The sequence below is a fragment of the Enterococcus sp. MMGLQ5-1 genome (assembly GCF_013155265.1).
GTDB lineage: Bacteria > Bacillota > Bacilli > Lactobacillales > Streptococcaceae > MMGLQ5-1.
In genome coordinates, this window is record NZ_JABJXU010000007.1 from 142,255 (window position 1) to 168,778 (window position 26,524).

Sequence of the window (26,524 nt, forward strand, 5' to 3'; positions counted from 1 at the left end):
CGATAAAAAATTTTTAAATATAACTTTTTTATTTAATCATTTAAATATATTATTAAATAGACATATGGAATGAGCACTAACAATCGATTTTCTTCCCATCAGCAGAGAGTGTGGTATATCTATGATAAATTCTAGTATCTATCTTATTGAAGACGATTTTGCCTTCAGAAACTCCACCAAAGCATTATTACTGAATAATGTTCAAAATCATCTTAAATATTTACAGCTTAATATTGTCGAGGTTAATAATCTCGTCAATTTTTATAAAAATATTGAAAATATGGTTATTCGAGATTTTGATATTTTTATAATTGATATTCAATTACAAAGCTATATGGATGGATTGGATTTTGGTAACCTTATCCGAACCAACAATAAAGCTTGTAAAATTATCTATTTAACTTCCCTAGAAAATAAAGCAATTCAGATTATAAATAAAGGTATTTTTCCAGAAGCCTATCTAGTTAAAGAGGCTGACCACGAAATCATGTCATTTAAACTAATGGAGGTATTTAGTAATATTGAAGCAGAATTTATTCGTGATGCCGAGATTTCTAATAAAACAATTATGCTGAACGATAATGATCGAACCTTTCTAATATTGCTCAATCAAATACTCTATTTTTCGGTTATCCCTGGACTTAGAAATGGACTTTTACTAAAAACCATCAACAAAGAGCTAATTGTTAATGGCTCATTAAATAAAATCAAAAAAGAGCTACCAGATCCACCATTCATCTTAAATTTAAAATCACATATTATAAATAGTACAAATATTAATATGCTATCGGTTAACGATGGCTTGCTGCAATTTAAGAATAATGATGAATTATATCTCAGCCCTAAAATAATTACTAAAATAAAAAATAAAACTGATTAGAAAGGTAATTTATTATGGAATATTCCATTTTTATATCTCTTTTGACCACTAACTTATTAATTGTGACTTGGCTGATTGGCTATCGACGACTTTTCACTAAATTGCACACTATTATCCTATCTATCCTATTATTTAGTGCATTTGGTTTTTCATTATTCAGCTACTCATTCTCAATTATCGCATTGGCCATCTTTACTTTAATGGAGATTATATTTTCATATCGTAAATTAAGAAATCTACTAACGCCTGCACTTTTTATTATTCTTCAAAATGGCTTTGCAGTCTTAACTTGGACTACCACCTATGATCTTCCTAGATATTTTCTAAATCATAATTTTAAATTAAATGATCCATTAGATAGCTTACAAATTTGGCAATTATATGTTACACAGGCGTTTTTTTTAATAATTTCAATTTTTCTAGTAAAATTATTAGATGACCGTTATAAGATATGGCTGTCACTAAGTGAGATAAGAAAAAAATATATATTTGTCTCAATTAATTTGATTGTCTTTGATATTTTCTTATTTTTTATGAGGCAAAATGCCGCATACAAGGAATTTAAAATTACCTATTATTATGTAACAATTTTAATTTTATTATATTCACTCATTTTTATTTTTTTTGTTTTTTATAGTATCCAGCTTTATAAAAATCGAATTGAGCTTCAGATACTCTATCAGGAAAGAGAAAATATTGATAAAAAAATTTCATTATCAAATGATTTTAGACACGATTTTAAATCACTAATCATTGCGATGAATGGCTATTTAGAAATTGACGATCTTGAAGGTGCACGCGAATACCTGAGTAATATCGAAAGCTATTCCAAAGAATTAATTAATGAAAATTATTATTCACAAATCAGAACAATTCCAGTACCAGCAATTCAAGGCTTGCTGCTTAAATTTGTCTCAAGCTGCCAAGAAAAAAAAATCGACCTATCGCTTAATATTCAGAAAATGCCTATTAGGATTAATATGGGCTTAATTGACTTTATTCGATGTGCCTCTATTTTATTGAATAATGCAATTGATGGTACAACAGGTAAGATTTATGTCGCTATCATTGGTGTTAATGACGGCTTAAGGATGACCGTAAGAAATACCACAAACCTGTCAAGCGGCATTGGTGACTTTTTTATGAATGGCTACTCCAGCAAAAAAAATCATCAAGGAATTGGTTTAAACAATTTTGTAAAAATCATAAAAATGTATAATAATGTTACTTATACCGCTGACATTGAAAATGGGTGGATTACTTTTACTATGTCCATCAATTAATATATTAAAATATACCTCTCCTTAGGCTAGACCTTGTGCTAACTTAAGAGACAGGTATATTTTTGGATTTCAACGCTAGAATTTGCAGCTTTTATCTACACTTTTAATTACTTATCTTTTCTTAATAAAGCTCAAAAATACAGAAAAATATAATAGTTTTATACTCATTTCCATTTATTCATAATTCTTCTTTATTTTGTTGATTAATTTGGGACTTAAATATAGTTTTTCATTATTATAAAAAGTAATCATACCCTCTTTTAACGAAAAAGCATCTATATTATTTTTATGTATGATATATGACTTCAAATTCAAAATAAACGTTGAGCTAGGTAACATTTTTTTTATTTCGCTAATCAAGCCTTCTATTATTATTTCTTTAGCCCTTGTTTTTAATAATATTGAATTTTTTAAACCAGGTAACACCTTGAGATATAAAATGTCGTCAATTAAGACGAAATGATTGATATTTTGACTATTAAAAATAATGCTCTTTTCTGCTATTTCCTGATGAATAAAATCTGATTCAATTTGTTTAAGTATGTCCTGTAATTTAAATTTCGTGATCTCTAAATTACTACTTTTCATCAGATAGGCTTCTGGAATTATATTTTCATTAATAATTTGTATTGCTCGATCCTCTACTGAAGTCAAATAAATAATTTTGCAATTTTGATTTTGCTTTCTAATTTTCTTACCAAAATCCAAACCATCCACATAGATTTTTAAATCAATATCAATTACAAAAATATCAAAATCTTCAATAGTAATGTTGGAGAGACCATTATAAAAAGGAATCACGTCATTAACTTCTAATATATTAAAATTAAAAACTGAAAAATTACTTGTTACTTCGGCCTTTAAAAACTTTTTTATTGTCTTTCTAAACATAAAATCATCTTCAATCAAATATAAATTGCAGGTTATCATTTATCCCCCCCTTTTATATAACCATTTTCTACATAAAATTATCATCAATTGAATTAAAAAATAATAAGCTATTATTTATTGAAAATTATTAATATCTAAGAAATGTGATATCTATTTATTTTGAATAAATTCTGGTTGTTTTAAATACTTTTTTATTAAAGGCTCAAATAATTTATTTTCTGCATTTTTTCTAGCTATAATTGCATCATTTAAATTTTCAAAAGCACCTAAGGCATATCTTTTACCCTTAAATGTAATATAAGCAAGCCATTTATCACCACTTTTAGAAATACCCTTGTGACCGCTTCGATTGTTTACAGGTACCATTTTACTTGCAATCACATCAATGCAAGTCCCGTCGGCGAATAGTCTTTGCTCCTTTTTCTGCAGACAGCCGCAGCTTTTAGTGTGACCAGAAAGTAAGTTCCCCTGTGAGACAACCGTTAAATTGCCACATTCACATTGACATTTCCAATACCTCTTAGAAGCATTTTTATTATTACTGTATTCAAAAACAGACAGCAAACCAAATTTCTTTCCAATTAAGCTTGTTTTTTTAAGACACCCACAAGAAATAATATTATTTTTTTGTAATTGTCTTGAGCTTAAATGAACCTGTTTGCCACAATCACATTGACAATTCCAAATTACAGAGCCACTTGAATCTCTTTTTTTCAGCTCATTTTTTATAACCAAATAATTAAAACGTTGACCAACAAAATTATTTTTTTTAGCACGATGCATCTGACATCCGCAGCTTCGAGTTTTTCCAGCTTTTAAATTATGAGCGAAAACCTCGGTCTCTTTGCCACAATCACATTGACAAAGATATTTTTTTCTTCCGTTAACCTGAATTAAGCTTTTTATTTGTAAATGTCCAATTTTTGTATTCAATAAATTCAAATCATTTTTCATAATTTTCTCTCAATCTAAATTCTGTCATTCTATAATCTAATTTTACAAAAATGATTAATTATATCACGTTTTAGGAAGCGCTTTCATTTTCTTTTGCGATTTTAATTTAAAATATCAAGCTATGTAACCATTCCGTCACCGTATTCTAGACTAAAAAATAAAAAACATTATGATTAATTAATAAATTCATATTCATAATATTTTTGTTGACAGCTATATAGTAATCATTTATATTATAATTACACTTATTAAAAGGAGAGTTAATATGAAATATAGCTTTGAATTAAAAACAGACGCACCAGCTGAAAAAATATGGGAACATTATGAAGATGTTAACAAGTGGTTTAAATGGGAAGATGATTTAGAAGAAATTTCCTTAAAGGATAAATTCAAACAAGGTACTGTTGGTAGTATGACCCTAGAAGGTCAGCCACCAATGGATTTTCTACTGGTTTCGGTAATTACGGGCAAAAGCTTTACAGATAAAACTACTATCCCAAAACTTGGAGATATTTATTTTAGCCATGAAATTATTACTGAAAATGCTCAAAATTCTATCAAGCATTCAGTAGAATTTGTTCCAGCTGATAGAAGACCTAGTATCGAAGATTTAGATTTTATTTCACAAATCTTTGCAGATGTACCGGCTTCTGTGTTCTCGTTAATCAAGGCTGCAAATGAAACAGTTTAATTCAGAGTTTAAAGACAACGCTTCTCAATCTATTGGATTATCATTCATAAAAACTTATAATCTATGGCACAGAGCTATTAAAGATAAACTGGCCTTGATAAAATTAACGCATCCGCAGTTTATTGTTTTAGCAGCCCTAGGTTACTTAAGTCAAAACAAGGGCGAAGTAACACAAATTGCAATTTCCCGACAATCTGATATAGATGTTATGACGGTTTCAACGATTATTAGAAATTTGGAAAAAGCACACTTAGTAATTCGTCTTGTATCAAAAGAAGACTCCAGAGCAAAAACGGTTAAATTGACTGATACAGGACAAATTATTTTAGATAAAGCGCTACCAATGGTAGAAGAAGTAGACACTCAATTCTTCAGTGCCTTAAATTTTGATAAATCGTTATTTAATGAGTTATTACTTAAGTTAATTGACAACAATCTTCAATAAAAAAGCGACAAGTAAACTAAATTAAAATTTTAGTTTACTTGTCGCTTCATATGCTCACTATTTCTATTCGCCCATCCTAATCATAAAAAAAAAACCCTTGATAGACAAGGGTTTAAATCATCAATATTAACGACGAATTTCTTTGATACGTGCTGCTTTACCATGTAATGCGCGTAAGTAATAAAGTTTTGCACGACGTACTTTACCGTAGCGAACAACTTCAATCTTATCAACACGTGGTGTATGGATAGGGAATGTACGCTCAACACCAACACCATTTGAAACTTTACGAACTGTGTATGTTTCAGAAATACCAGCGCCACGACGTTTAATAACGACACCTTCAAAAATCTGAATACGTTCACGTGTACCTTCGACAACCTTTGCATGAACTTTTACCGTATCACCTGCACGAAATTTAGGAATGTCTGTGCGTAATTGTTCTGCTGTTAATGCTTCGATTAACGGATTTCTCATTTTATCATTTCTCCATTCATTGCAATCTTTAAAATATTCATTTAAGCGGATTACAGTAATATGTGAATACTCACGCTCTATAATTTAACACGAATCTCAATTAATGTAAAGATTATTTTTCAGATAAACAAAATTCAAATCAAAAAAATGCAATGCATCAAATCATTTAACTCATCTTAAACTCTAAAAATAAATCATTATAACGTTCTAAATATTTTGAGCCTAAATTTTGATAAACCTCCAGATTTTTCAAAACAGCTTCATTTGGATAAAACTGCTCATCAGAGGCAATTGACCTTGGCAAGAGCTTTTCCGCCTCTTTATTTGGTGTCGAATAACCAATATATTCAGCATTTTTAGCCGAATTTTCCGGTATGAGCATAAAATTAATAAACGCATAAGCACCAGCTTGATTTTTCACCGTTTTCGGAATCACCATATTGTCAAACCAAAGATTGCTTCCCTCACTTGGTATAACATAGTGCAAATGTTCATTTTCAGCTAACATTTCTGAAGCCTCACCAGAAAAGGTTACTGCTGCCTTCGCCTCATTTTGAATCATATACATTTTGATTTCATCTGCAACAATTGCTTTAACATTCGGCATTAATTGCTTTAGGTGGTCGCTTGCTGCAATAAGCTCTGCATCATTTTTACTATTCAAGGAATATCCTAATGAATTTAGGCTAAGTCCCATGATTTCTCTCGCACCATCGATTAGCATTAGACCATTCCGATATTGACTATCCCACAAATCATTCCAATGCTCAGGTGGCGTACTAATCATTTGATCGTTGTATACGATGCCTAAAGTACCCCAAAAATATGGGATTGAGTATTGATTACCTGAATCAAAGGACTGGTTCAAAAATCTTTCATCAATATTCTCAAGACCTTTAATTTTGGAATGATTTAGCTTGATGAGTAGCTTCTCGTCCTTCATTTTTTCAATCATATATTCACTAGGTATTGCTAGATCATAAGAGGTTCCACCTTGCTTTATCTTTGTATACATCGCCTCATTTGAATCAAATGTTTCATACGTCACATGATAGCCAGTTTCTTTTTCAAACTGCTTAATTAAATCGGGGTCAATATAATCGCCCCAATTATAAATCGTAAGACCATTATCAGCTGATGTCACCTGTGATTGATCAAAACTCCTAGCACCAATAAATAACAAGAGGATTATCGTCAAAATACCTAGAAAAAAACTAATTAACTTTTTCACGACGCCCTCCCTCATCCTTTGAAATAAAATAATAACCAACTACTAAAAGTAAGCTAAACAAGAACACAATTAAACTTAATGCATTAATTTCTAAATTAATACCTTGTCTTGCTCTTGAATAAATTTCAACTGAAAGCGTTGAGAAGCCATTACCTGTAACAAAAAAAGTAACCGCAAAATCATCTAGCGAATAAGTAAAAGCCATAAAAAAGCCAGCAATAATACTATTAGTCAAAAAGGGTAATAATACACGACGTAAAATTTGAAGCTCATTTGCACCCAAATCCTTAGCTGCAGAAATCATTGATAAATTCATTTCCTTTAGCTTTGGTAATACCATCAGCACTACGATTGGGATACTAAAGGCAACATGGCTCAATAAAACAGATAAAAAACCTAATTTAAAACCAAGATAGGTAAATAAAATTAAAAAACTGGCACCAATCATTACATCAGGAGAGACTAATAAAATATTATTCAACGATAAATATATATTTCTAGTTTTTCTTTTGCTAAAATGCAAAAAAATACTACCAAAAGTACCAATAATTGTTGCAATCAGACCACTTAAAAAAGCAAGGAGAAAGGTATTGAGCACAATAATTAATAACCTAGTGTCAGAAAATAAAGTTTCGAAATGCTCAAGTGTAAAACCTGTAAAAGCATTCATCGTGCCATTTTTATTAAAAGCATAAAGCATTAAATAAAAAATTGGTATATAAAGTAGGAGAAATACAAAGACTAAATACAATCTACTTAATCGCTTCATGCCTCTTACCTCCTTCACGCGTTAGAAACATTGTTACAAGCATCGCAAAAATTAATATCACACCAATCATTGAGCCCATTCCCCAATTTTGAGTGACTAAAAAATGCTCCTCAATTGCTGTCCCCAGAGTAATAACTCGATTACCACCAATCAATCTAGTTAGCATAAAAAGACTAAGCGAAGGAATAAACACCGCTTGAAAACCGCTTTTAACGCCATTTATTGATAGTGGAAAGATAACATAACGAAATTTTTGCCAAAAATTTGCACCTAAATCACTGCTCGCTTTAAGCTGTAAAGGTGAAATTTCTTCCAATGCATTAAAAATTGGTAAAATCATAAATGGTAGCTCAATATAGCTTGCGACAAAAATAAAACTAAAATTTGTAAACAAAATCTGCTGTGGTGCAATACCTAAAAATCCCAAGAAGTCATTAACACTACCGTGAATTGCAAAAAGACCGATAAAGGCATAAGCCTTTAAAAGCAAATTAATCCAAGTCGGCAAGACAACTAGCATCAACCAAAGCTGCTTATGCTTTAAGGTTGTCAATATATAGGCTGTAGGATAGCTTATAACAAAGGTCACTAAGGTAATGATTAATGCATAAAAAATTGAGTTAAGAGTCATTCTTAAATAAACACCATTTTTAAAAAAGGTTACGAAATTAATCATCGTAAATTGATTATTAATAAAAAATGCTTGATAAATAATCAAAAATAATGGTAAGCAAACAAAAAAGACAATCCAGAATAAATAAGGCATTAAATAAAATGATCTATTCTTCACTTTGCTCATCCTCACTGATTAAACCAATTTCTACTTCAACATCCTCAACATACTCTTCAATTCGAGCATCAAAATCTTCTTCTGTCTCATTAAACCGCATAACATGGATTGCCTCAGGCTCAAAATCCAAGCCAACCACCTCACCGACGATTGCTTGACGCGTCGAATGAATCAACCAAATATTGCCAAGCTCATCTTCAGTTCTAATTTCGTAATCACTACCACGATAAAGCTGAGTTTTCACCGTCACCGTAATTTTCCCTTGCTCTTCAGCTGTGATTACTAAATCCTCCGGACGAATTACTACCTCGACAGGTTCATTACGTCGCATACCCCCATCAACACTCTCAAAGCGCTTGCCAACAAACTCAACTAAGTAATCCTCAAGCATCACACCATCGATAATATTACTATCACCGATAAAGGTTGCCACAAAATGATTGATTGGTTCGTCATAAATATCACTTGGCGTACCTGATTGTACAATTTCACCATCATTCATGATAAAAATTTCATCACTCATCGTCAATGCTTCTTCTTGATCATGCGTCACAAAAATAAACGTAATACCCAACCTTTTTTGTAGCTCACGTAATTCAATCTGCATTTCTCGTCTTAAACGTAAATCCAGTGCTGATAGCGGTTCGTCTAATAACAGAACCTCCGGTTCATTAACAATTGCTCTTGCAATACCGACACGCTGTCTTTGACCACCAGAAAGACGATCAATTGACCGATTTTCAAATTCGGACAAGCGAACCAAGGAGAGCGCCTCTCGAACTCGTCTTTGAATTTCCAGCTTCGGCACCTTTTTAATAACCAATCCAAATGCGACATTCTCAAAAACATTCATATGCGGAAATAATGCTGACGAATCTTGAAATACAGTATTTATCGGTCGCTTCTCAGCGGGAATTTGATTAATTCTCTCACCATTGAGCAAAACATCACCACTATCAGGCTCTAACAGACCTGAAATCAAGCTTAGAATGGTCGATTTACCACTCCCTGAAGAACCCAATAAAGTATAAAATTTACCAGATTCAATCTCTAAGCTAATCTTTTTCAAAATAGGAGTCTCACTATCATCAAAAGTTTTTACAATATCTTTTAACTCAATTAAGTTCGCCAATTCATCCTCCGTTTATACGCCGATTTCACAGGGCGTAATCATTATTTTTGACCAATAATACGTACCTCAGGCTGTAAGGTGACACCAAATTTTTCCTGAACAGCTTTAATGATAAATTCAATCAGATTCTCATAATCACTTGCTGTTGCCGTACCAAGATTAACAATAAAGCCAGCATGCTTTTCAGAAATTTGAGCACCACCTAGTATTTTCCCTTGAAGTCCTGCATCCTGAATTAGCTTACCAGTAAAATAGCCGGCCGGCCTTTTAAAAACAGAACCACAGGAAGGCAAATCTAATGGCTGCTTAGCACACCGTTGCGCATTTAAGGCTTCCATTTCAGACGCAATTTCGCTAATATTCCCAACCTCTAATTGAAAGGTCGCCGAAACACAAATCACTTCTTTTTTTTGAATTGCTGACATTCGATAGCTAAAAGACATTTGTTCTGCTGTCCAAGTCTCTACATGGCCATCAGTCAGCATCACTTGACAGCTGATAAAAACATCCGAAATTTCACCGCCATAAGCACCTGCATTCATAAAAACAGCACCACCTACTGAGCCGGGGATACCTGCTGCAAACTCCAAACCAGTTAAGGAAGCATCTCTTGCCAGCTCTGAGACTTCAATTAATTTAGCACCCGCAAAAGCTGTCATCTGAGCTCCTGAAATCTGAACCTGATTCATCTGCTCTAGCATTACAACAATGCCTCGAATACCGCCATCTCTAACAATCAAATTACTTGAATTACCAAGTACGATTAGCGGAATTTGACGATTCGTTGCATATTGACGAATTTTTGCTAATTCCAAAACTGTTTTTGGAAAAAATAATAGGTCGGCTTTGCCACCTACCTTAGTATAAGTATATTCGCTAATTGGATAATCTAGATAATAAGTATAACTACTAAATAAGCCTTCAATTTCATCTTTGTCTATCATTTATATTTACACCTCGTGTCGATTATTTAATAATTATAAATATAGAATAATTATTATTAATTAAAAAATAAAGAAAATTGATTAGAAAAAAAGCAGATTGTTCTAGCACTATCTCTAGCCAATTCTTTTTTTATTTTACCATTTATTTCTCCAGCATACTATCTATGAAAATAGCCTCAATCATATTATTTATAATTGATAATAGCTGAAGATAAAAAGTTGCTTTGATAAATCGACAATAAAAAAGCAATTGCTCATCTCGAACAATTGCTTTGATTTAAAATAATATTTATTTTCTAATTAATCTTGCTCTCAATACATTTTCTGCGGCATTAAAACGTGCTAAAATACCTTGGATTTTAGTTTCATCTTCTTCTTCAATATCAAGTAACGTATAGGCATAATCACCGCGTGAACGGTTAACTAAGTTATCAATATTAATTTCAAAATCCGAAACCGCTTTTGAAATACGACCAATCATATTAGGCACATTTTCATGAACTAAGGTAATTCGAGTTGGTGCAGCTAAAACCTGCTTCACATTTGGGAAATTGACAGAATTAATGATTTCTCCTGTTTCAAGAAAACGACGAATTGTTTGACTAGCCATGACAGCACAGTTAAATTCTGCCTCTTCAGTCGAACCGCCTACGTGTGGTAAGACAGTAATATTTTCATGATGTAATACCTGATCCGTGCCAAAGTCAGTAATATATTTACGTACCACACCAGCCTCAAGTGCACCAAACATCGCTTCATTGTCTACCAATTCACCACGAGCAAAGTTTAAAACGACCGTTCCACGTTTCATTTTTTGACAGGCCTCACGACCAATAATCCCTCTTGTTTCATCCGTTAAAGGTACATGAATTGTAATATAATCACAGGTTTCAAAGATATCGTTGACGTCATCGACACGACCAACACGACGTGAAATACTCCAAGCTGTTTCAACAGAAACATAAGGATCATAACCAACCACTTCCATACCTAAGCGATAAGCATCATTAGCCACCATGGCACCAATGGCACCCAAACCAATAACACCAAGCTTTTTACCTTGAATTTCAGTACCAGCAAATTGTTTTTTACCCGCCTCAACCTGCTTTGGAATATTTTCACCGGTCAAAGCCTGAGTCCAAGCACTTGCTTTAATATAATCACGTGCTGAAAACAGTAAAGAAGCCAACACTGCTTCTTTCACCGCATTAGCATTTGCACCGGGTGTATTGAAGACCACAATTCCTTGTTTTGAAGCCTCAGCGATTGGAATATTATTGGTACCTGCACCTGCGCGCGCAATCGCTAATAGACTTTCTGGGAATTCATACTCATGTAAATTTTCACTCCGTAAAATAAAAGCTTCTGGACTGATTTCACCATCAACTTGAAAATCATTTCCAAGGTATTCAAGACCCTTAGGATTAATATTATTAAACGTTTTTACTGCAAAAGTCATCTAATTTCCCCTATTATCCGTTATTTTTTTCAAATTTTTCCATAAAGTCAATTAAATCTAAAACACCTTGTAATGGAAAAGCATTATAAATTGATGCACGCATACCGCCGACACTACGATGTCCCTTGATGTTTTTAAAACCTGCTTCATCAGCCTGACGATTAAATAAAGCATCTAATTCCTTAGAAGGTGTCACAAAAGGAATGTTGTTTAAAGAGCGATCTGCTTTTTTAACTGGTGAGCTGAATAAATTGGATTCATCAATTGCCGTATATAATAGCTCAGCCTTTTCACGATTCAATCTTTCAACCTCATCGACACCGCCCATTGATTTAACCCATTCAAAAACTAGCTTAGCAATATAAATTGCAAAGGTTGGTGGCGTATTGTAGAGTGAATTATTATCAGCCTGAATCTTGTAATCAAGCATCGCTGAAAGCGTTGGTTCCACGTTTAGATAATCCTCACGAATAATCACAACTGTAACACCAGCCGGTCCAATATTTTTTTGTGCCCCTGCATAAATCAATGCAAAATCTTCAACCTTATATCTAACAGACATAATATTACTAGACATATCAGCTACTAATGGCACACCATTTGTATCTGGTAACTGATACCAAGTCGTTCCTTCAATTGTATTATTCGTTGTAATATGTAAATAAGCAGCATCCTTTGGAATTGCATTAGGATCTACCTCTGGTAATTCAGAATAGTTTTTGTCAGCTGAGCTTGCGATTAATTTCACATCGAATGTCCCTAGCGCTTCAGAAAGCTTTTTCGCTTCACCATAGGCTTTTTTACCCCAAGAACCCGCTTCAACATAACAAGCAGTTTTCCCTTTGGCCAAATTCAATGGAATCATTGTAAACTGTGTGGAGGCGCCGCCTTGTAGGAACATTACTTTATAATTATCGGGAATTGCCATCAATTCACGCAATAAAGCTTCTGCTTCTTTAATAATATCATCGAACTCTTTTTGACGATGGGATAATTCCATCACACTCATACCACTTCCTTGGTAATCAAGTAGCTCGCGTTGTGCTAATTCTAAGACAGGCTTTGGCAAGACAGCTGGTCCTGCTGAAAAGTTATAAATTGCCATTTATTTCCTCCATTATTAAATTTTCTGACAATTTTGATTATAGCAAAAATAGTTTGTGAAAAATAGTATAAATACTAGAAATCAAAAAAAATCCTTCTAAATATTCGTTTAAAACAAAAAAATACTATTATGACCAAAAAGGAAAAGCCCTATAATCAAGATATTTTATGGATTGATAGTCTAAATCGCTACCAGACATATCAAAATTATAAAAAGCATTTTGGCTTCTACAAAGTGTAGAGACCAAAATGCTTTTGACATTATCTATTATAAGTAATACTCATGAACGCATTACCACAGTCATTTCTGCTATTAAATGGCAGCCTCACCGCGTTCACCTGTACGAATGCGGATAACCTCATCTACTGGATAAATGAAAATTTTACCATCGCCGACTTCTCCTGTTTTTGCAGTCGCCTCAATTAATTCTGCCACCTTTTCAGCTCGTTCATCCGTTGTAATAATTTCTAATTTGACTTTTGCTAGTAAGGTTGTCAAAATTTCCTGACCACGAACATATTCAGCAAAGCCCTTTTGCGTACCATGACCCAATACCTGAGAAACTGTCAAGCCCTTTGCCAAATCACCACTATCTAACGCAGCCTTAATATCCTCAAGCTTCTCCGTACGAATAATCGCTTCAATTTTTTTCATATTCTTCCCTTTCCAATCCACTTAATTTTGCTAGTAAAGACTTGCAATTATGAATCTAAGCCCATAAATGTTGGGTAAGCAGTTTCTTCATGCTCAGTATCATCCATCCCGATTGCTTCTTCACGATCGCTAACTCGAATTTTCATGAATAACTTAATAACTGAGATGATTATAAATGAAATAACTGAAGCAAAGATTAAAGTAAAGATAATTGATTCAATTTGGGCAATAAATAAGTCAACACCACCGTATATTAAACCTGTTTGACCATTAATTTCAGGTTGAGCAAAAATACCTGTTACGATACCGCCGAAGATACCGCCAACACCATGACAACCAAAGGCATCTAAAGCATCATCTAAGCCAAGCTTGTGCTTCAAGACTGAAATAAAATAGTAACAGAACGGGCTTACTAAAGCACCAATAATGAAAGAACTCCATAAGGATACAAATCCTGCACCCGGTGTAATGGCTACCAAGCCAACGACAGCACCTGTACATGCACCAACAACTGTTGGTTTGCCAATTAAGACTTTTTCAATTAGCATCCATGATAGCATCGCACACGCAGCAGCAATACAAGTAGTTAATAAAGCATGAACAGCTATCCCATCAGCCACACCAGCACTACCAGCATTAAAACCAATCCAGCCGAACCATAATAAGCCCATACCTAGTACAACGAAGGGAATATTATGTGGTCGATAATCTAATTTATTAAATTCACGACGTTTACCAAGTACAATTGCTACAACTAATCCAGAGATACCTGAGCTGATATGAACAACATTACCACCAGCAAAGTCAATTGAACCAATTTCGGCAAGGAAGCCACCGCCCCAAACCATGTGTGCCAATGGCGCATAGACTGCTAACACCCAGACAGCAATAAAGACGAAAATCGCTGAAAAGCGCATTCTACCAGCTACAGCACCCGTTAAAATAGCTGTCGTAATCAATGCAAACATCATTTGAAAGACGACTGTCAAGCCCTCAGGATATGGATCACCCTTTAGCGTATCTACACCATTCAGAAATACCTTATCCAAATTTCCAATAAAGCTGCCATCTCCACTAAAGGCAAGTGAATAGCCAAACGCAGCCCAAAGCAATGATACGATACCCATAACCATTATCGACATCATCATTGTGTTAAGAACATTCTTCCTTCTAGATAGGCCACCATAGAAAAATGATAATCCTGGTGTCATTAGAAATACCAACGCAGTACAAGTAATAATAAATGCAATATTTCCTGCTTCCATAACTTACTCCTTTTTCTTTTTATTTTTGTTATGTTATAAAATCTAACACAGCGACACCGATTTGAAAAGCGTTTTTTTCTAAAAATTCTAAAAAATCTGTCAATTCTCACATGTCATGTTATGTTAAATTACATTTAGCGCTTTCATTACGAACATTAGTCGCTTTATGGAGTAGACCAATTTCTAACCATTAAATTAATGAAAAAGAAATTTTAAATTTATTTGTTTTTATTTTTTTCTTTTAAAAAAAACATTTAAATAAAATATTTTGAATTATGCTAAATTTAAAATAAATTATCAAAAAGTAAGCAAATACAAATTAGCTACTCTCCTCTAAATGAAACGCAGATTGGAGATAGCAGCATTTGATTATTTTGGCAGATTAAGGAGTGATTAAGTGAATAAAGAAAGTAAAAAATGGGTATTAGCAGGAATTACAGCATTAGGTGGTGCACTCGGAACGACAACAGAGGGCGCTTATGCAGCAGAAATTCAGACCGCCACTACTACAACGATAGATACCTTGGCAAATCAAGAGATAGCAACAATTCCACCTAATGAGCAAGCACAATCATCGTATGAGGAAAAGGCACCTTCAAAAAATGTGAGTTCAGAAGAAGCAATTAATAATGCTACTTTTGAAGAGAATGCCGTGGCCTACGCTCGCCAATCACAAACAAGCTTTGATTATACTAGCCTATCATTATCAACCTCCTTTTCAGAAGCAAATTACGAAAATGATAGCGCTTTAAATTCTGAAGCAATCAACCAATCTCATAGCACAAGCGATACTCTATCAAATCAGTCAGCCTTAAGCTCAGAAAGCAATTCATTGCGTGCAAGTCAGGTAAGCAGCCAATCTGCTTCCGCCTCAGCGAGTCAAGCAATACGCTCTAGCAACTTGACAAGCCTAGTTAATTCAAGCTCAGAAAGTAGCGCATTGCGTATCAGTCAGGTAAGCAGTCTAGCTGCTTCGACTTCAACGAGTCAAGCAATACGTTCCAGTAATCTAGCAAGTTTAGCTAATTCAAGCTCAGAAAGTAGCTCATTGCGTATCAGTCAAATCGGGAGTCTCTCAGCATCGGCATCAACAAGCCAATCATATAATTCAAGTACCTTATACAGCACTTCAAATTCGGCTTCAACCAGTCAATACAAAAAAAATAGCACGCTTAGCAGTCTGTCAGCATCGGCTTCTGACAGCACTTGGAATGCTAATAATCATAATGCCGATCAAAATTTAATTCCAAGTATCCGATTGGATTCTATGGGTGGCTCAGGCTATTTATTGGACGAAGTCGATGACACAAAGCTTTATAGCTTCACTGATTTTCTTTATAGCTCGCCTTATTTAGATTACAATCCAATTGATGGCTATGTTAAGGTGCCAAATTTAGATACTAATTCGGCATTTGTTAACGTATGGAGTGGCTATAAATTTAGCCATGCCTACTACAAGGGACAAGCCTACCAGATTGGCGATAGAATTTACGACGAAGCATTTAAAGATGGCAATTTTGAAGGATTAAAATTTTATTTTACACCACAAGAGATGACTGTAAATCTTTCATACGGCATTTATAGTCAATCTCAAACAGAAATCGATGCCTTTAAGGCCGCTCTAAGCAAAGCTAATTTACCAACAAGCGTTCAATTAAAGCCTGGTGAGCTTGTTGAATCACCGACAATTGATATTCCGGGCTATCAGCTAAAATTAAAAATAATCCCAACTAATATTTATCCAATGCCTGTACCGGTTGATACACCATACTACGTTGTAGGCACAGCATATAGCTCATGGGTTACCTATCAGTATGAATTGATTGATAGCTAATTTTATTCAATTAATTCAAAGCTAAATTAAACTCAAAAAGAGGCTGGACTAGCTTTTTTGAGCGGCATAATAAGTCCTAACCTCTAGCATCAGTAAACAGTGCTATATAATGGGTTAAATCGATAGAAAAGTGAGAAACAAGCTAGGCCTGCTTCTCACTTTTCTATCAGTTCATTTAACATCATTTGCCAAATCTTCTTTTTATTATCAATTATTTCAGAACTAATATTTATCTATCTACAAAATTATCTTGGTTATTTTCCAAGCATGACTTACCACATGATAACCTATTTTTCGAGTAAAATTTCAAATCGATTACCAGCATATTGCGACAGAACATACTCAAAGGGCCTTTGATCCTTTAGATAGGATATTTGTCTTAGCCTTAAAATTGCATCACCACGTTTTAATTCAAGTAAATCAGCTGTTTTTTCATTCGCGGTACTCGCCGAAATTTTTTGAGAGTTACCCCCAATTTCGTGCCCGAGCTTTTCAATCGTTTGGTAGAAATGTTTAGAAACCTCATCCTTATTGACGTTTTTGACTAAATAATGAGGTATCGTTGCAACCTCATAACAAATTGGAATCAAATCTCCATATCTCACACGCTCCATGCGTACAACCCATTGATCCTCAGTAATTTCTAACGCCTCGCATTCAACAATGCTCGGCTTAGTCACAAAATAAGAAATCAGCTCACTAAAGGGCTCCTTACCTTGAGCAAGCATCAGTTCAGAGAAGCTGGTTGTGCCACTTAATTTTTCTTGTACTTTCTTACTCGCTACATAGGTACCTGAACCGATTCTTCGTTCAACAATCCCCTCCTCAGCTAAGTTTAGCACTGCTTGCCTTAATGTCATTCGACTGACATCAAATTGAATTGAAAGCTCACGCTCACTTGGTAAACGTTCACCAATTTTCCAAACGCCCTGTTCAATTCTTCGTTTCAATTCATCATGTATTTGAATATAAATTGGCGTCTTTTCACCAGAATCCATCATTATCCCCCGTTCACTACCCACTTCAACGATTAGTTGGCCTTTCAGCTCAATTACTTTAGCTTTTATTATAACCTTGATTGTTTACGCTGTCACTGAAGTATACCAATTTATGTAAAAATATATATATAATAATAATATTAATAAAAAAGCACAAAGGGCAAGCTAAAATTGCTTGCAAGCCTTTGTACTCAAATTAATTTTTATTTAGAAGATGATGATGAGCTCGATGAAGTCGTGCTTGAGCTTGAAGATGATGAATCAGTTGAGATAAAGCTACTTAATGCCGAATCAAATGCTGAATCCTTCACCTTAACATTTGCTGCCTTTAATTCCTTAGCAATTACTTCTGTTACAAAAGTCTGATCATTCAGCTTCGTTTCTTCAGCAATTTTCTTTAATTCTTTCTTATATTTAGACATATCATTGCCTTTTTTAGAATTCTTATCCATTTTGAGCACATAGTAAGAAGTCGTATAGGTTGACGAATTAGTAGATGAAATCACCGAACCATAAATCTCACCATCTGCTAAATCCCATGCAGCTGTTTGTACTTCAGCAGGAACCGTAGTCGAGGTTGAATCAAACTTAACTTGACCACCATCTGCTTTTGTTTCGGTATCAGTAGATTTATCTTTAGCAATTGAAGCAAAATCAGCACCTTCAGCTTGAACAGAAGCTAAAATTGCTTTCGCATCATCCTCAGAATCTGCCTTAATGATTGACGCAGTTACTTCTGGATGGAAGCTTTCCCAAGCAGTTTTTAAATCTGCATCCTTAATCTCGATATTGGCCTTTAAGCCCGCCTCTAAAGATAAATTGTTTTTTAAGTATTCTTTAAAGGTTGCTTCTGTATAACCAGCTGAAGATAAGGCTGTTGCAAATGGATTTTTATCATCATCGGTCGCATTTTGCTCGTTATAGCTATCCTTTTGCTTATCAAAGGCATCGTTAACATCATCCTTAGAAACCTTATCACCGTATTTATCAGTGAAGACCTTATAAATAGTTAAATCACGGACAATACTTTGACTAGTACTTTGTGTTTTAGCCTTATCATAAAAATCCTCTACTGTAATCGTAGCACCCTTCATTGTTACAATATCTTTAGATGATGAACATGCTGCTAAGGTCGCAACAGCCACTAAGGATACAACACCAGCGATAACTTTTTTACTTTTTTTCATTGAAATTTACTCTCCTAGTAATCCTAATTATTTCCCATTTCTAATTTCTCATTCAATCTTTATCTTTTTCATACTAACATAAAACTGGTTTTTAGCAATATATTTTAAGTAAAAATTATCCTTTTTTTAGAAAACAATTTAATTATTTGACAATATTTTTACATAATCATTTTCTTTCGTTATTAATACTAAACCATCGCCGAGCGGGACAATTGAAGTTGTTAGGCCCTCACAATTTAGTACAGAATCTAAAAACTTCGTCAATCCTTTGTGAATTGCCCGTTTGCCTCTAGGAATTTCAGAAAAATCCTGAACAATTGTACCACCTTGCAGAACATCATCAACCATTAAAACAGCACCCTTTTTCATGATTCTTAGTATTTCAGGTAAAAAAACGATATATTTAGACTTGGCTGAATCCATAAAAATAAAATCATACGTATCACTTGGTAATGTTTTTAATATTTCTGCCGCTTCGCCTTCAAGCAGCGTAATTTTCTCTGTTAAATCCAAGCGTTTAAAATTATTTTTAGCCTGTTTAATCATTACATCATAACGATCAATAGTTGTCACCTCAGCCTGCGGTAAAATCTCACTCATCAAGCTTGCAGAAAAGCCCACGGCAGCACCAATTTCCAAAATTTTCTGCGGCTTTATTTGACCAAGCAAAAATTGCATAAACGCCACCGTTTCCTGCGGAATAATTGGTACATTTTTTTTCTGTGCTTCCTTTTGTACCTCTCGCAATTCACCATGCAGTGGTCTTAATTTTTGACGCATATATTTAACTACTTCTGGTTGGACAACTGGTCGATTCATCATTTCATTTCGTGGACTATTTGGTAGAACTGACATTCACCATACTTCCTTTCAATTATTCTAATATCTTGTTTCCAGCAAAGCGTTTAAGCGAATGTTCTCTCGTTTAATTAACTCTGAATACTGGCTAATCACTTTCATTCTTTCTAAATCGGCAGCTAAGATTTTAACTGCTATCAATTGGCGACCAACATTACGTACTAATTTAACTCGCGCATCAATCCATTCGACTTCCTTTTGTAGCATAGCGATATCAATTTGCTCATATTCTTTTTGAAATTCAATCGCTTCAAAAGATTGACCCGAAAAAAGTCGTTTAATTTCTGGATTGAGCTCTAATGACAATTTCTTTAGAATCTTCAAATAATAATTCCATGCTGCTTCCAAGGTCAAAGCTGAACGCAAAATCATTTGATACTCCAAAATAGGCTGCTTAACCATCACGTCTAACCGCTCATCGTGCTTATCGTCAGCTGAGTAGGCAAGTAATGTTGTCCGAACCGTTTGCAATTCAAGCTTTAGATGGTAATTTTCAAGCACCAGTTTTTCAAAGCCTTCACTCTTGGCTAGATTAAGGCTGATCGCCTGCGTGTCACCTCTTCTGAGCGCATCAACCTCAGAGCTTGAGAAATCATCATCATCGAGACTATCCTTGGCACCTGTAAATTGATAGATATAACGAGTTAATTCCTTTTCTAAATAGAAAGCTAAAGCATTTTGCTTAACCGATGCGTTTTGTTGGCTAATCGCCTGCTTTAAATCAATATTTAGTCTCGAACCGCTTGCATCAAAGTATAGTGGCAATATTTCAAAATAATATATTCTTGAGCCACTTGAATATTCCGTATAGATATTGATAATCGCAAAATTTAAGAATAACTGATTAATAATTTCAATTAATTTTTCAATTGCTATTACTGAACGCGCACTTAAAAATTCAACCTTAAAAAAAACCGTTTGATTAACCGCATTCATTAGCTCTAAAATTTGAAGATTAATGCTAGCATTAGGGTATGCCTGTTCATCAAAGTGATGTGCATAAATATTTTGAGCAGTCTGTTTGACATTCTCAAGCGGCTCAGTTTCATCCACTTTTTGATGATAATTTACATTTAGACTATTAGAAAAAAAACTAACATGAACAACTCTTCTCAATACTTTCCCCCGTTTCTCAATCAATTTATATTTTAAGGTAAAGACAACATACAGCTAATCTTGATGCTAACACGTTATTAACTAAATACTATTCTATCACAAGATATTTATAACAACCTACCAAGCATTCAGAAAATTTTAGTCTGCCAAGCAATATCTTTGCAATCTTGTGGCAAACCTTTATACTTACTTTTAGTAAGTTAAATATTGGAGGAAAATATGGCTAATAATGAATTATACATCAAGGAACAATTTCAATTAAAAGGCATTCATCATGTCACTGCAATCACTTCTAGCGCTCAGCATATCTATGAATTTTTTAGTAATATTTTAGGACTACAGCTAGCCAAGGTAACCGTCAATCAAGATGATTATCAAACCTATCATCTATATTTCACTGATGAAAATGGTGCAGCCGGAACAGATATGACCTTCTTTGATTTCCCTAATATCCCAAAGGGAAGTAAGGGCACAAATAGTATTCAAAGAACAAGCTTTAGAGTACCCTCTAATCAATCATTAGTCTATTGGCAAAATCGTTTTAATGAAGCTGGCATTAAGCACCAAGCAATTCAAATGAGATTTGACAAGCAGTATCTTGAATTTGAAGATTTTGATGGGCAACAATATCAATTGATTTCCGATGAAAATAACCTCGGTGTTGCAAGCGGGCAACCATGGAAGCAGTCGAATGTATCCTTAGAGCACGCCATTACCGGCTTGGGGCCTGTTTTCGTTGCTGTTAATAATTTGGAGCTCATCACATTAGCTTTAGAATCCGTTTTAGGCTTTAGAAAAACGGCACAAGCGGGCAACCTTCATCTATACGAAGTAGGATTAGGTGGAAATGGTGGTTCCATTATTATTGAAGAAGACACCAATAGTTCGCCTGCAATAGAAGGCTACGGCAGCATTCATCACTTGGCACTTCGTGTTAAAGATCAAGAAGGTCTCAATTATTGGATTAATCGACTTAAAAGCTTCCGCTTACCGCAATCTGGGCTAGTTGATCGTTTTTATTTTCAATCTGAATACTTTAGAGTCGCACCACAAATTTTATTTGAAATCGCTACTGATGGCCCTGGCTTTTGGGTGGATGAGGCTAAAGAGAAGGCTGGTTTGCAGCTAAGCCTACCACCCCATCTATTCCCAGATGATGAGGCAACAAAAGCGCAAGCAGCAGCAAAATTACGACCACTTGATACAGCAGATGCGAGAAGTAAAAGGACAGTAGAATGGAAAATCACTGATATTATTCGTTAAAGCTAGTCGAAAGGAAAAAAGATGAAGCACTTTAAGCCCGAGCAATTAAGCAGTAGTCTTCAGTATAAATTATTAACTGGTATAATTGTACCGCGTCCAATTGCTTGGATTACCACTCAGAATACTGCGGGTATTGTCAATGCTGCCCCATTTAGCTTTTTTAATGCTGTTGCCGTGGGTAAACCATTGCTCTCTGTTGCAATATTGAATGGCGGTATGCGAAAGGACACTGCAAATAATCTATTACAGACAAAAGAAGCCGTTGTACATTTAATCAATCCAGATAATGTTAAAGAAATGAATCTTACCGCTAAAAATCTGCCAAGTACGGTGTCAGAGCTTGCTTCTTTTGGCATCGAAACACAAGCAAGCGAGCTTATATCAGTGCCTAGTATCAAAAATAGCTCCGTCAGATTTGAGACTGTTTTATATCAACATATTCCAATTATTGAAAAAGAACTTGTTTTGACTGATTTTTTTCTTTTAGAGATTAAAAATTTTATAATTGATGAAAGAATAATTGATTTAAATCAATTTTATATCTCCACTCAGCAATTAAAGCCAATCGCTCGGCTGGCGGGTAATGAATATGCTGAACTTGGCAATATTTTCAATATTACACGACCAAGCTAATATATATTTATTACTACTTTGAGTATAATAAAAAGAGGCTTGGAATATCTAGCTAATTCAATCAATTAGTTTTTTATACTAATTAAAGGAATTGCGATAAATAATCCTAGCCTCTTATTTTTCATTAGTATCTTAGTTAAATTTCTGACAGTGGTTTCAGATGCTTTTCTGAGATTGCCTTTACTTTTTCAACGCGACGAATATACTTTTCTTCCGCTAGAAAATCTGTCGTCATCCATATTTTAACAATCTCAAGTGCAATCGCAGAGCCAATAATTTTACCACCTAAGCAGAGAACATTACTATCGGTATGCTCACGTGCGAGCTTTGCGCAAAATGGATCCTGACAAACAACTGCATCCAAGCCATAAATACGATTGGCAATTAACGCACTGCCATAGCCAACCCCATCAACAAAAATGCCGCGCTCTGCCTCACCCTTGGCTACTGCTAAAGAAGCTGGATAAACATAATCGGACAAATCCGCAGGTTCTTTAGTATATGGTCCCATGTCTTCTACTGTATGACCATTTGATTCTAAAAATGCTTTAATTTCTAATTTCAAATCAACACCAGCATGGTCACTCGCCATAATAATTTTCATTTTTGCTTCTCCTTTTAAAACTGTTTATGAGTCGTCTTGCATTGTAAGCCTAACATTTTAAAATTAATACTTCAAATATTTATTTGACTTCAAACGGATAGACAAATCCCCATTCTTCCCGAATTTTATCTAATATTTTCATCACATCTAGTGTTAACCCAATCGCACCATCTAAATCAGCATTTTGGATAAATCCTTCAAAGTCATAAACCTCATAGGCAAGTGCTTTTTCTTGTTCACCAGCTTCAATTTCAACTGTTTGACCAGTTAAGGTTTCAGTGAAATAGGCTTTATTGCCTCGCGGATAGTCATATATCTCAAGATACCCTTTTTCACCAGCAATTAAAGCACGTTTAGGTTGTTTTGCCTGCATTGTTAAGGTAATCGCAGCCATTTGCCCTTCTTTATTTTTCAAAATAGTTGCCGATTCTTCATCCACACCCGTTTCAAAATAATTCACCGTGGTCATTAAAAGCTCAGGCTGTGATTTCAAAAATAGACGCGCAACACTCGTCGCATAACCACCAATATCAAGCAATGCACCACCTGCTAAATTAGGATTAAAGAAACGATTTTTAACATCATATTCTTTATGACTACCAAAATTGATTTGCAGAAGCTTAATCTCACCAAGTAAGCCATTATTAACTTTCTCTGATAATTTTTTAAAGATTGGCATGTGAAAAACAGTCATCGCTTCCATTAAAATTAAGTTCTTTTCACGAGCAATTTCAAGCAAATACTCCAATTGTCTGCTATTGATTGTAATCGCTTTTTCACATAATACGTGCTTGCCGGCCTTCAGTGATGCTTCAATCATTTCTGCGTGTAAATGGTGTGGTGTAGCCACATAGACAATATCTAGCGCATCATCTTTAAGCATTTCTTCTAAATTAGTATATAGATGTTTAATCTGATGCTTTGCCACAAACTCATCTAATGCTTCAGATGGCTGACTCGTAATAGCATAAATTTCGCCATGTACTTGATTTAAAGTAGCTGCCATTTCTCCAGCAATCCAGCCCGAGCCAATAATGCCCCAATTAAATGTACTCATAATTTTTACTCCATTCATTTTATTTATTAAATTCATTTACTAACGACCATAATGCTCAACGGTCTCATTATACCCTACTAAAGCATCAGTTACTTGATTGATAAAGAGACTATGTGAGACAATCCCAATTTGTTGATTTAATAGCTCAGAAATTACTTCTGGTTTTTCATCTGAGCGCCAGCTTAAATCAAGCAGATAATTGCCGTATTTAGTGACTTCCGGTTCCTGATTAATCAACCTTAATTTCCCAGTTAAATCTCGCGATGCCATAAATTGTCTAACCGCGGGCATGGCGTCAGGAATCACTTCACAGCAAATCGGTAAATCAAGCACTAATTTTTCTTGAAATTTATCTGCTGTAGTCAATAAAATATAACGCTTGGATAAGGCCGCAGTTATTTTTTCCTGAGTTTGAATGCCACCTAACGTCTTTAATGCCCGTAGCTCATAATCTACCAAATCACAGCCATCAAAGCTAAAATCTAACTGACTAACGGAATCAATATCAATTATCTTAAGCCCTACTGCTTGGCAAGCATTGCGTGTTTCATCAGAAAGTGTAAAAACTGAAATATTTTGAAAATCAGCTTGCGCAATTTTTTTAGCTAATAATGCAACCGTCGAACCACCACCTAAACCAATAACCATATCCTCTCTAAGCAGCGTTAAGGCCTCATATGCAATTTTTTCTTTTATCTCCATCTGCCACCTCTTTCATATCCACTATTTTAAAGAAATTAAATTTCATACAAATTATAACTCAAGAAATTAAATTTCACAAGACTTTTTTAAGCTATACTTTTAAGCTATTTTTTCGTATAATTCACTGGAGAGTATCTCAGAAAGGCGGCAGAAAATTGACCATTTTAGACCAAATCCAACAAAATTATCATTCTTTTTTCAATGCCGAAAAGAAAATTGCTGACTACATCTTGGCAAATGCCAAGGAGGTTTTCGACTTACCAATTGCTGTTTTAGCTGAAAAAAGCCACGTAAGTGAAGCAACAATTTCTCGCTTTTGCAAAAAGCTCAGCCTAACTGGTTTTCATCAGCTAAAAATCGAACTGGCTAAGCTGGCAAATGAGCCAGAAGCCCAAACAATTCCCTTTAAAAAGGCAACATTGACTCAGCGGCTTGAACAAATTGCCCATAATAAATCAACCGAAATATTAGCGACAACTCAAAATATAGATGTCAGTATGCTAAAAAAGGTACTACGTCAGCTTGAGCAGACACGCATCATTCATTTTACCGCGTCAGGTAATACAACACCTGTTGCGATTGATGCGGCCTATCGCTTTAATCAAATCGGATTATCAGCTGTCGTTTTTGAAAGCTGGCAAACACAGCTTGCCTATACGATGAATATGCAGACTGATGATTTATTAGTCGTCATTTCAAACTCGGGTGAGGCCAAGGTTCTTTTAAAAAACATTGAAATTGCGCAAAAAAAAGGCATTAAGATTTTAGCAATCACCAATCACCCTAAATCACCAATCGCCAAGCTTTCAGATTATCATCTGACAACAATGAGTCATGAGCATTTTTTTCACAAGGAATATTACTTTTCCCGAATTGCTGCTATGTATGTGATTGAATTATTATTTTTACTATTATCGGAAAGTCAAGAACGTAAGGCACATGTCCGTTTGCATGAAGATTACTTAGCAGATGAAAAAATCTAGCTGATAATTAAAAAAAGGCGCTAAGACTCTGCGGAAGTGCAACTACTTTTTGATACAAAATAAAAAGAGCGACTCAATTTAATCTTGCTGATCGGTATTCAACGGGCGAAAGATACCCTAATTTGGATAAAATTCTATTATGATTCCAAAAATAGATGTATTTTTCTACAATATCGATTACTCTAGTATTAGAGCCTATCGGCTCTTTTGAGATGTAGAACGTTTCTGACTTTAGTGAGGCATGAAACGACTCTATTGGAGCGTTATCTGAAGGTGTACCCTTACGGGACATACTTTGGATAACGTTTTTCTGTTTTAC

At 34.5% G+C, this 26,524-nt stretch carries 28 protein-coding genes; 8 read left to right on the forward strand and 20 right to left on the reverse strand.

The genetic code is table 11. The features are described from left to right. Positions 1-121: 121 nt before the first annotated feature. On the forward strand, positions 122-880 hold the full coding sequence (locus HOY35_RS08745) for a LytTR family DNA-binding domain-containing protein (protein WP_172212487.1): 759 nt from the start codon (positions 122-124) through the stop codon (positions 878-880). 14 nt (positions 881-894) lie between these two features. Beyond that, on the forward strand, positions 895-2,163 hold the full coding sequence (locus HOY35_RS08750) for a GHKL domain-containing protein (RefSeq protein WP_172212489.1): 1,269 nt from the start codon (positions 895-897) through the stop codon (positions 2,161-2,163). Positions 2,164-2,337: 174 nt separating this feature from the next. On the opposite strand, the gene HOY35_RS08755 is transcribed toward HOY35_RS08750, so the two are convergent. Both HOY35_RS08755 and HOY35_RS08760 read right to left on the reverse strand, forming a co-directional pair. Beyond that, positions 2,338-3,072, reverse strand: coding sequence for a LytTR family DNA-binding domain-containing protein (locus tag HOY35_RS08755; protein WP_172212491.1), 735 nt, complete (start codon positions 3,070-3,072; stop codon positions 2,338-2,340). A 132-nt stretch (positions 3,073-3,204) separates the two neighbouring features. Continuing rightward, positions 3,205-4,008, reverse strand: coding sequence for an AP2 domain-containing protein (locus HOY35_RS08760; protein ID WP_249641515.1), 804 nt, complete (start codon positions 4,006-4,008; stop codon positions 3,205-3,207). Between the two features lie 265 nt (positions 4,009-4,273). Between HOY35_RS08760 and HOY35_RS08765 the strand changes: the two genes are divergently transcribed. Together HOY35_RS08765 and HOY35_RS08770 are read left to right on the forward strand one after the other, a co-directional pair. Then, entirely contained in the window at positions 4,274-4,699 is a 426-nt protein-coding gene (locus tag HOY35_RS08765) for a hypothetical protein (protein WP_172212493.1), read from the forward strand. After that, positions 4,686-5,144 carry a MarR family winged helix-turn-helix transcriptional regulator gene (locus tag HOY35_RS08770; protein ID WP_172212495.1) on the forward strand — a complete coding sequence of 153 codons (459 nt, stop codon included), beginning with the start codon at positions 4,686-4,688 and terminating at the stop codon, positions 5,142-5,144. The genes HOY35_RS08765 and HOY35_RS08770 overlap by 14 nt, the downstream gene beginning before the upstream one ends. A gap of 126 nt (positions 5,145-5,270) precedes the next feature. On the opposite strand, the gene rplS is transcribed toward HOY35_RS08770, so the two are convergent. The 10 genes from rplS to HOY35_RS08820 form a co-directional block, all read right to left on the reverse strand. Next, positions 5,271-5,621 carry a 50S ribosomal protein L19 gene (gene rplS / locus HOY35_RS08775; protein ID WP_172212497.1) on the reverse strand — a complete coding sequence of 117 codons (351 nt, stop codon included), beginning with the start codon at positions 5,619-5,621 and terminating at the stop codon, positions 5,271-5,273. 166 nt (positions 5,622-5,787) lie between these two features. Continuing rightward, the gene (locus HOY35_RS08780; RefSeq protein ID WP_172212499.1) at positions 5,788-6,852 is read right to left on the reverse strand and encodes an ABC transporter substrate-binding protein; all 1,065 of its coding nucleotides are present in this window, start codon (positions 6,850-6,852) and stop codon (positions 5,788-5,790) included. Next, the gene (locus HOY35_RS08785) at positions 6,836-7,621 is read right to left on the reverse strand and encodes an ABC transporter permease (RefSeq protein WP_172212501.1); all 786 of its coding nucleotides are present in this window, start codon (positions 7,619-7,621) and stop codon (positions 6,836-6,838) included. Before HOY35_RS08785 ends, HOY35_RS08780 begins: the two co-directional genes overlap by 17 nt. Then, positions 7,605-8,420, reverse strand: a complete 816-nt coding sequence (locus HOY35_RS08790; protein WP_172212503.1) for an ABC transporter permease — start codon at positions 8,418-8,420, stop codon at positions 7,605-7,607. Before HOY35_RS08790 ends, HOY35_RS08785 begins: the two co-directional genes overlap by 17 nt. Further along, complete coding sequence (locus tag HOY35_RS08795) at positions 8,401-9,543, reverse strand: ABC transporter ATP-binding protein (protein WP_172212505.1); 1,143 nt, start codon at positions 9,541-9,543, stop codon at positions 8,401-8,403. The genes HOY35_RS08790 and HOY35_RS08795 overlap by 20 nt, the downstream gene beginning before the upstream one ends. A gap of 41 nt (positions 9,544-9,584) precedes the next feature. Then, positions 9,585-10,487 carry a UDP-N-acetylmuramate dehydrogenase gene (murB, locus tag HOY35_RS08800; protein WP_172212507.1) on the reverse strand — a complete coding sequence of 301 codons (903 nt, stop codon included), beginning with the start codon at positions 10,485-10,487 and terminating at the stop codon, positions 9,585-9,587. 289 nt (positions 10,488-10,776) lie between these two features. Continuing rightward, on the reverse strand, positions 10,777-11,946 hold the full coding sequence (locus HOY35_RS08805) for a phosphoglycerate dehydrogenase (RefSeq protein ID WP_172212509.1): 1,170 nt from the start codon (positions 11,944-11,946) through the stop codon (positions 10,777-10,779). A 13-nt stretch (positions 11,947-11,959) separates the two neighbouring features. Continuing rightward, a complete protein-coding gene (gene serC, locus HOY35_RS08810; protein ID WP_172212511.1) occupies positions 11,960-13,051 on the reverse strand; it encodes a 3-phosphoserine/phosphohydroxythreonine transaminase in 1,092 nt (363 codons plus the stop codon). Positions 13,052-13,363: 312 nt separating this feature from the next. After that, complete coding sequence (locus tag HOY35_RS08815) at positions 13,364-13,705, reverse strand: P-II family nitrogen regulator (RefSeq protein ID WP_172212513.1); 342 nt, start codon at positions 13,703-13,705, stop codon at positions 13,364-13,366. A gap of 47 nt (positions 13,706-13,752) precedes the next feature. Further along, positions 13,753-14,970, reverse strand: a complete 1,218-nt coding sequence (locus HOY35_RS08820) for an ammonium transporter (protein ID WP_172212515.1) — start codon at positions 14,968-14,970, stop codon at positions 13,753-13,755. A 397-nt stretch (positions 14,971-15,367) separates the two neighbouring features. On the opposite strand from HOY35_RS08820, the gene HOY35_RS08825 reads away from it, so the two are divergent. Then, positions 15,368-16,804, forward strand: coding sequence for a hypothetical protein (locus HOY35_RS08825; RefSeq protein WP_172212517.1), 1,437 nt, complete (start codon positions 15,368-15,370; stop codon positions 16,802-16,804). Positions 16,805-17,091: 287 nt separating this feature from the next. Here HOY35_RS08825 and HOY35_RS08830 read toward each other — a convergent pair whose 3' ends face one another. From HOY35_RS08830 to HOY35_RS08845, 4 genes are all read right to left on the reverse strand, one after another. Next, on the reverse strand, positions 17,092-17,805 hold the full coding sequence (locus tag HOY35_RS08830) for a GntR family transcriptional regulator (RefSeq protein ID WP_172212519.1): 714 nt from the start codon (positions 17,803-17,805) through the stop codon (positions 17,092-17,094). 200 nt (positions 17,806-18,005) lie between these two features. Continuing rightward, entirely contained in the window at positions 18,006-18,989 is a 984-nt protein-coding gene (locus tag HOY35_RS08835) for a peptidylprolyl isomerase (protein WP_172212521.1), read from the reverse strand. A 138-nt stretch (positions 18,990-19,127) separates the two neighbouring features. Next, the gene (locus HOY35_RS08840; RefSeq protein WP_172212523.1) at positions 19,128-19,844 is read right to left on the reverse strand and encodes an O-methyltransferase; all 717 of its coding nucleotides are present in this window, start codon (positions 19,842-19,844) and stop codon (positions 19,128-19,130) included. A gap of 24 nt (positions 19,845-19,868) precedes the next feature. After that, entirely contained in the window at positions 19,869-20,963 is a 1,095-nt protein-coding gene (locus tag HOY35_RS08845; protein WP_172212525.1) for a hypothetical protein, read from the reverse strand. Between the two features lie 219 nt (positions 20,964-21,182). On the opposite strand from HOY35_RS08845, the gene HOY35_RS08850 reads away from it, so the two are divergent. Together HOY35_RS08850 and HOY35_RS08855 are read left to right on the forward strand one after the other, a co-directional pair. Further along, entirely contained in the window at positions 21,183-22,226 is a 1,044-nt protein-coding gene (locus tag HOY35_RS08850) for a ring-cleaving dioxygenase (protein ID WP_172212527.1), read from the forward strand. 21 nt (positions 22,227-22,247) lie between these two features. Next, positions 22,248-22,859: a flavin reductase family protein gene (locus HOY35_RS08855; RefSeq protein ID WP_172212529.1), complete on the forward strand. Its 612-nt coding sequence runs from the start codon at positions 22,248-22,250 to the stop codon at positions 22,857-22,859. A gap of 136 nt (positions 22,860-22,995) precedes the next feature. Here HOY35_RS08855 and HOY35_RS08860 read toward each other — a convergent pair whose 3' ends face one another. The 3 genes from HOY35_RS08860 to rpiA form a co-directional block, all read right to left on the reverse strand. After that, the gene (locus tag HOY35_RS08860) at positions 22,996-23,463 is read right to left on the reverse strand and encodes an RpiB/LacA/LacB family sugar-phosphate isomerase (RefSeq protein WP_172212531.1); all 468 of its coding nucleotides are present in this window, start codon (positions 23,461-23,463) and stop codon (positions 22,996-22,998) included. Between the two features lie 79 nt (positions 23,464-23,542). Next, a complete protein-coding gene (locus HOY35_RS08865; protein WP_172212533.1) occupies positions 23,543-24,520 on the reverse strand; it encodes a Gfo/Idh/MocA family protein in 978 nt (325 codons plus the stop codon). A gap of 39 nt (positions 24,521-24,559) precedes the next feature. Then, positions 24,560-25,222, reverse strand: coding sequence for a ribose 5-phosphate isomerase A (rpiA, locus tag HOY35_RS08870; RefSeq protein ID WP_172212535.1), 663 nt, complete (start codon positions 25,220-25,222; stop codon positions 24,560-24,562). A gap of 155 nt (positions 25,223-25,377) precedes the next feature. On the opposite strand from rpiA, the gene HOY35_RS08875 reads away from it, so the two are divergent. After that, the gene (locus HOY35_RS08875) at positions 25,378-26,205 is read left to right on the forward strand and encodes a MurR/RpiR family transcriptional regulator (RefSeq protein ID WP_172212537.1); all 828 of its coding nucleotides are present in this window, start codon (positions 25,378-25,380) and stop codon (positions 26,203-26,205) included. 73 nt (positions 26,206-26,278) lie between these two features. Here HOY35_RS08875 and HOY35_RS08880 read toward each other — a convergent pair. Then, on the reverse strand, positions 26,279-26,524 hold a 246-nt coding region (locus tag HOY35_RS08880; RefSeq protein ID WP_172285821.1), incomplete at its 5' end, for an IS3 family transposase.

Coding starts and splice junctions, on each gene's coding strand:
- HOY35_RS08745 (WP_172212487.1), top strand. CDS start 122: ATGATAAATTCTAGTATCTATCTTATTGAAGACGATTTTGCCTTCAGA.
- HOY35_RS08750 (WP_172212489.1), top strand. CDS start 895: ATGGAATATTCCATTTTTATATCTCTTTTGACCACTAACTTATTAATT.
- HOY35_RS08760 (WP_249641515.1), bottom strand. CDS start 4,008: ATGAAAAATGATTTGAATTTATTGAATACAAAAATTGGACATTTACAA.
- HOY35_RS08765 (WP_172212493.1), top strand. CDS start 4,274: ATGAAATATAGCTTTGAATTAAAAACAGACGCACCAGCTGAAAAAATA.
- HOY35_RS08770 (WP_172212495.1), top strand. CDS start 4,686: ATGAAACAGTTTAATTCAGAGTTTAAAGACAACGCTTCTCAATCTATT.
- rplS (WP_172212497.1), bottom strand. CDS start 5,621: ATGAGAAATCCGTTAATCGAAGCATTAACAGCAGAACAATTACGCACA.
- HOY35_RS08785 (WP_172212501.1), bottom strand. CDS start 7,621: ATGAAGCGATTAAGTAGATTGTATTTAGTCTTTGTATTTCTCCTACTT.
- HOY35_RS08790 (WP_172212503.1), bottom strand. CDS start 8,420: ATGAGCAAAGTGAAGAATAGATCATTTTATTTAATGCCTTATTTATTC.
- murB (WP_172212507.1), bottom strand. CDS start 10,487: ATGATAGACAAAGATGAAATTGAAGGCTTATTTAGTAGTTATACTTAT.
- HOY35_RS08805 (WP_172212509.1), bottom strand. CDS start 11,946: ATGACTTTTGCAGTAAAAACGTTTAATAATATTAATCCTAAGGGTCTT.
- serC (WP_172212511.1), bottom strand. CDS start 13,051: ATGGCAATTTATAACTTTTCAGCAGGACCAGCTGTCTTGCCAAAGCCT.
- HOY35_RS08815 (WP_172212513.1), bottom strand. CDS start 13,705: ATGAAAAAAATTGAAGCGATTATTCGTACGGAGAAGCTTGAGGATATT.
- HOY35_RS08820 (WP_172212515.1), bottom strand. CDS start 14,970: ATGGAAGCAGGAAATATTGCATTTATTATTACTTGTACTGCGTTGGTA.
- HOY35_RS08830 (WP_172212519.1), bottom strand. CDS start 17,805: ATGATGGATTCTGGTGAAAAGACGCCAATTTATATTCAAATACATGAT.
- HOY35_RS08835 (WP_172212521.1), bottom strand. CDS start 18,989: ATGAAAAAAAGTAAAAAAGTTATCGCTGGTGTTGTATCCTTAGTGGCT.
- HOY35_RS08840 (WP_172212523.1), bottom strand. CDS start 19,844: ATGTCAGTTCTACCAAATAGTCCACGAAATGAAATGATGAATCGACCA.
- HOY35_RS08850 (WP_172212527.1), top strand. CDS start 21,183: ATGGCTAATAATGAATTATACATCAAGGAACAATTTCAATTAAAAGGC.
- HOY35_RS08855 (WP_172212529.1), top strand. CDS start 22,248: ATGAAGCACTTTAAGCCCGAGCAATTAAGCAGTAGTCTTCAGTATAAA.
- HOY35_RS08860 (WP_172212531.1), bottom strand. CDS start 23,463: ATGAAAATTATTATGGCGAGTGACCATGCTGGTGTTGATTTGAAATTA.
- HOY35_RS08865 (WP_172212533.1), bottom strand. CDS start 24,520: ATGAGTACATTTAATTGGGGCATTATTGGCTCGGGCTGGATTGCTGGA.
- rpiA (WP_172212535.1), bottom strand. CDS start 25,222: ATGGAGATAAAAGAAAAAATTGCATATGAGGCCTTAACGCTGCTTAGA.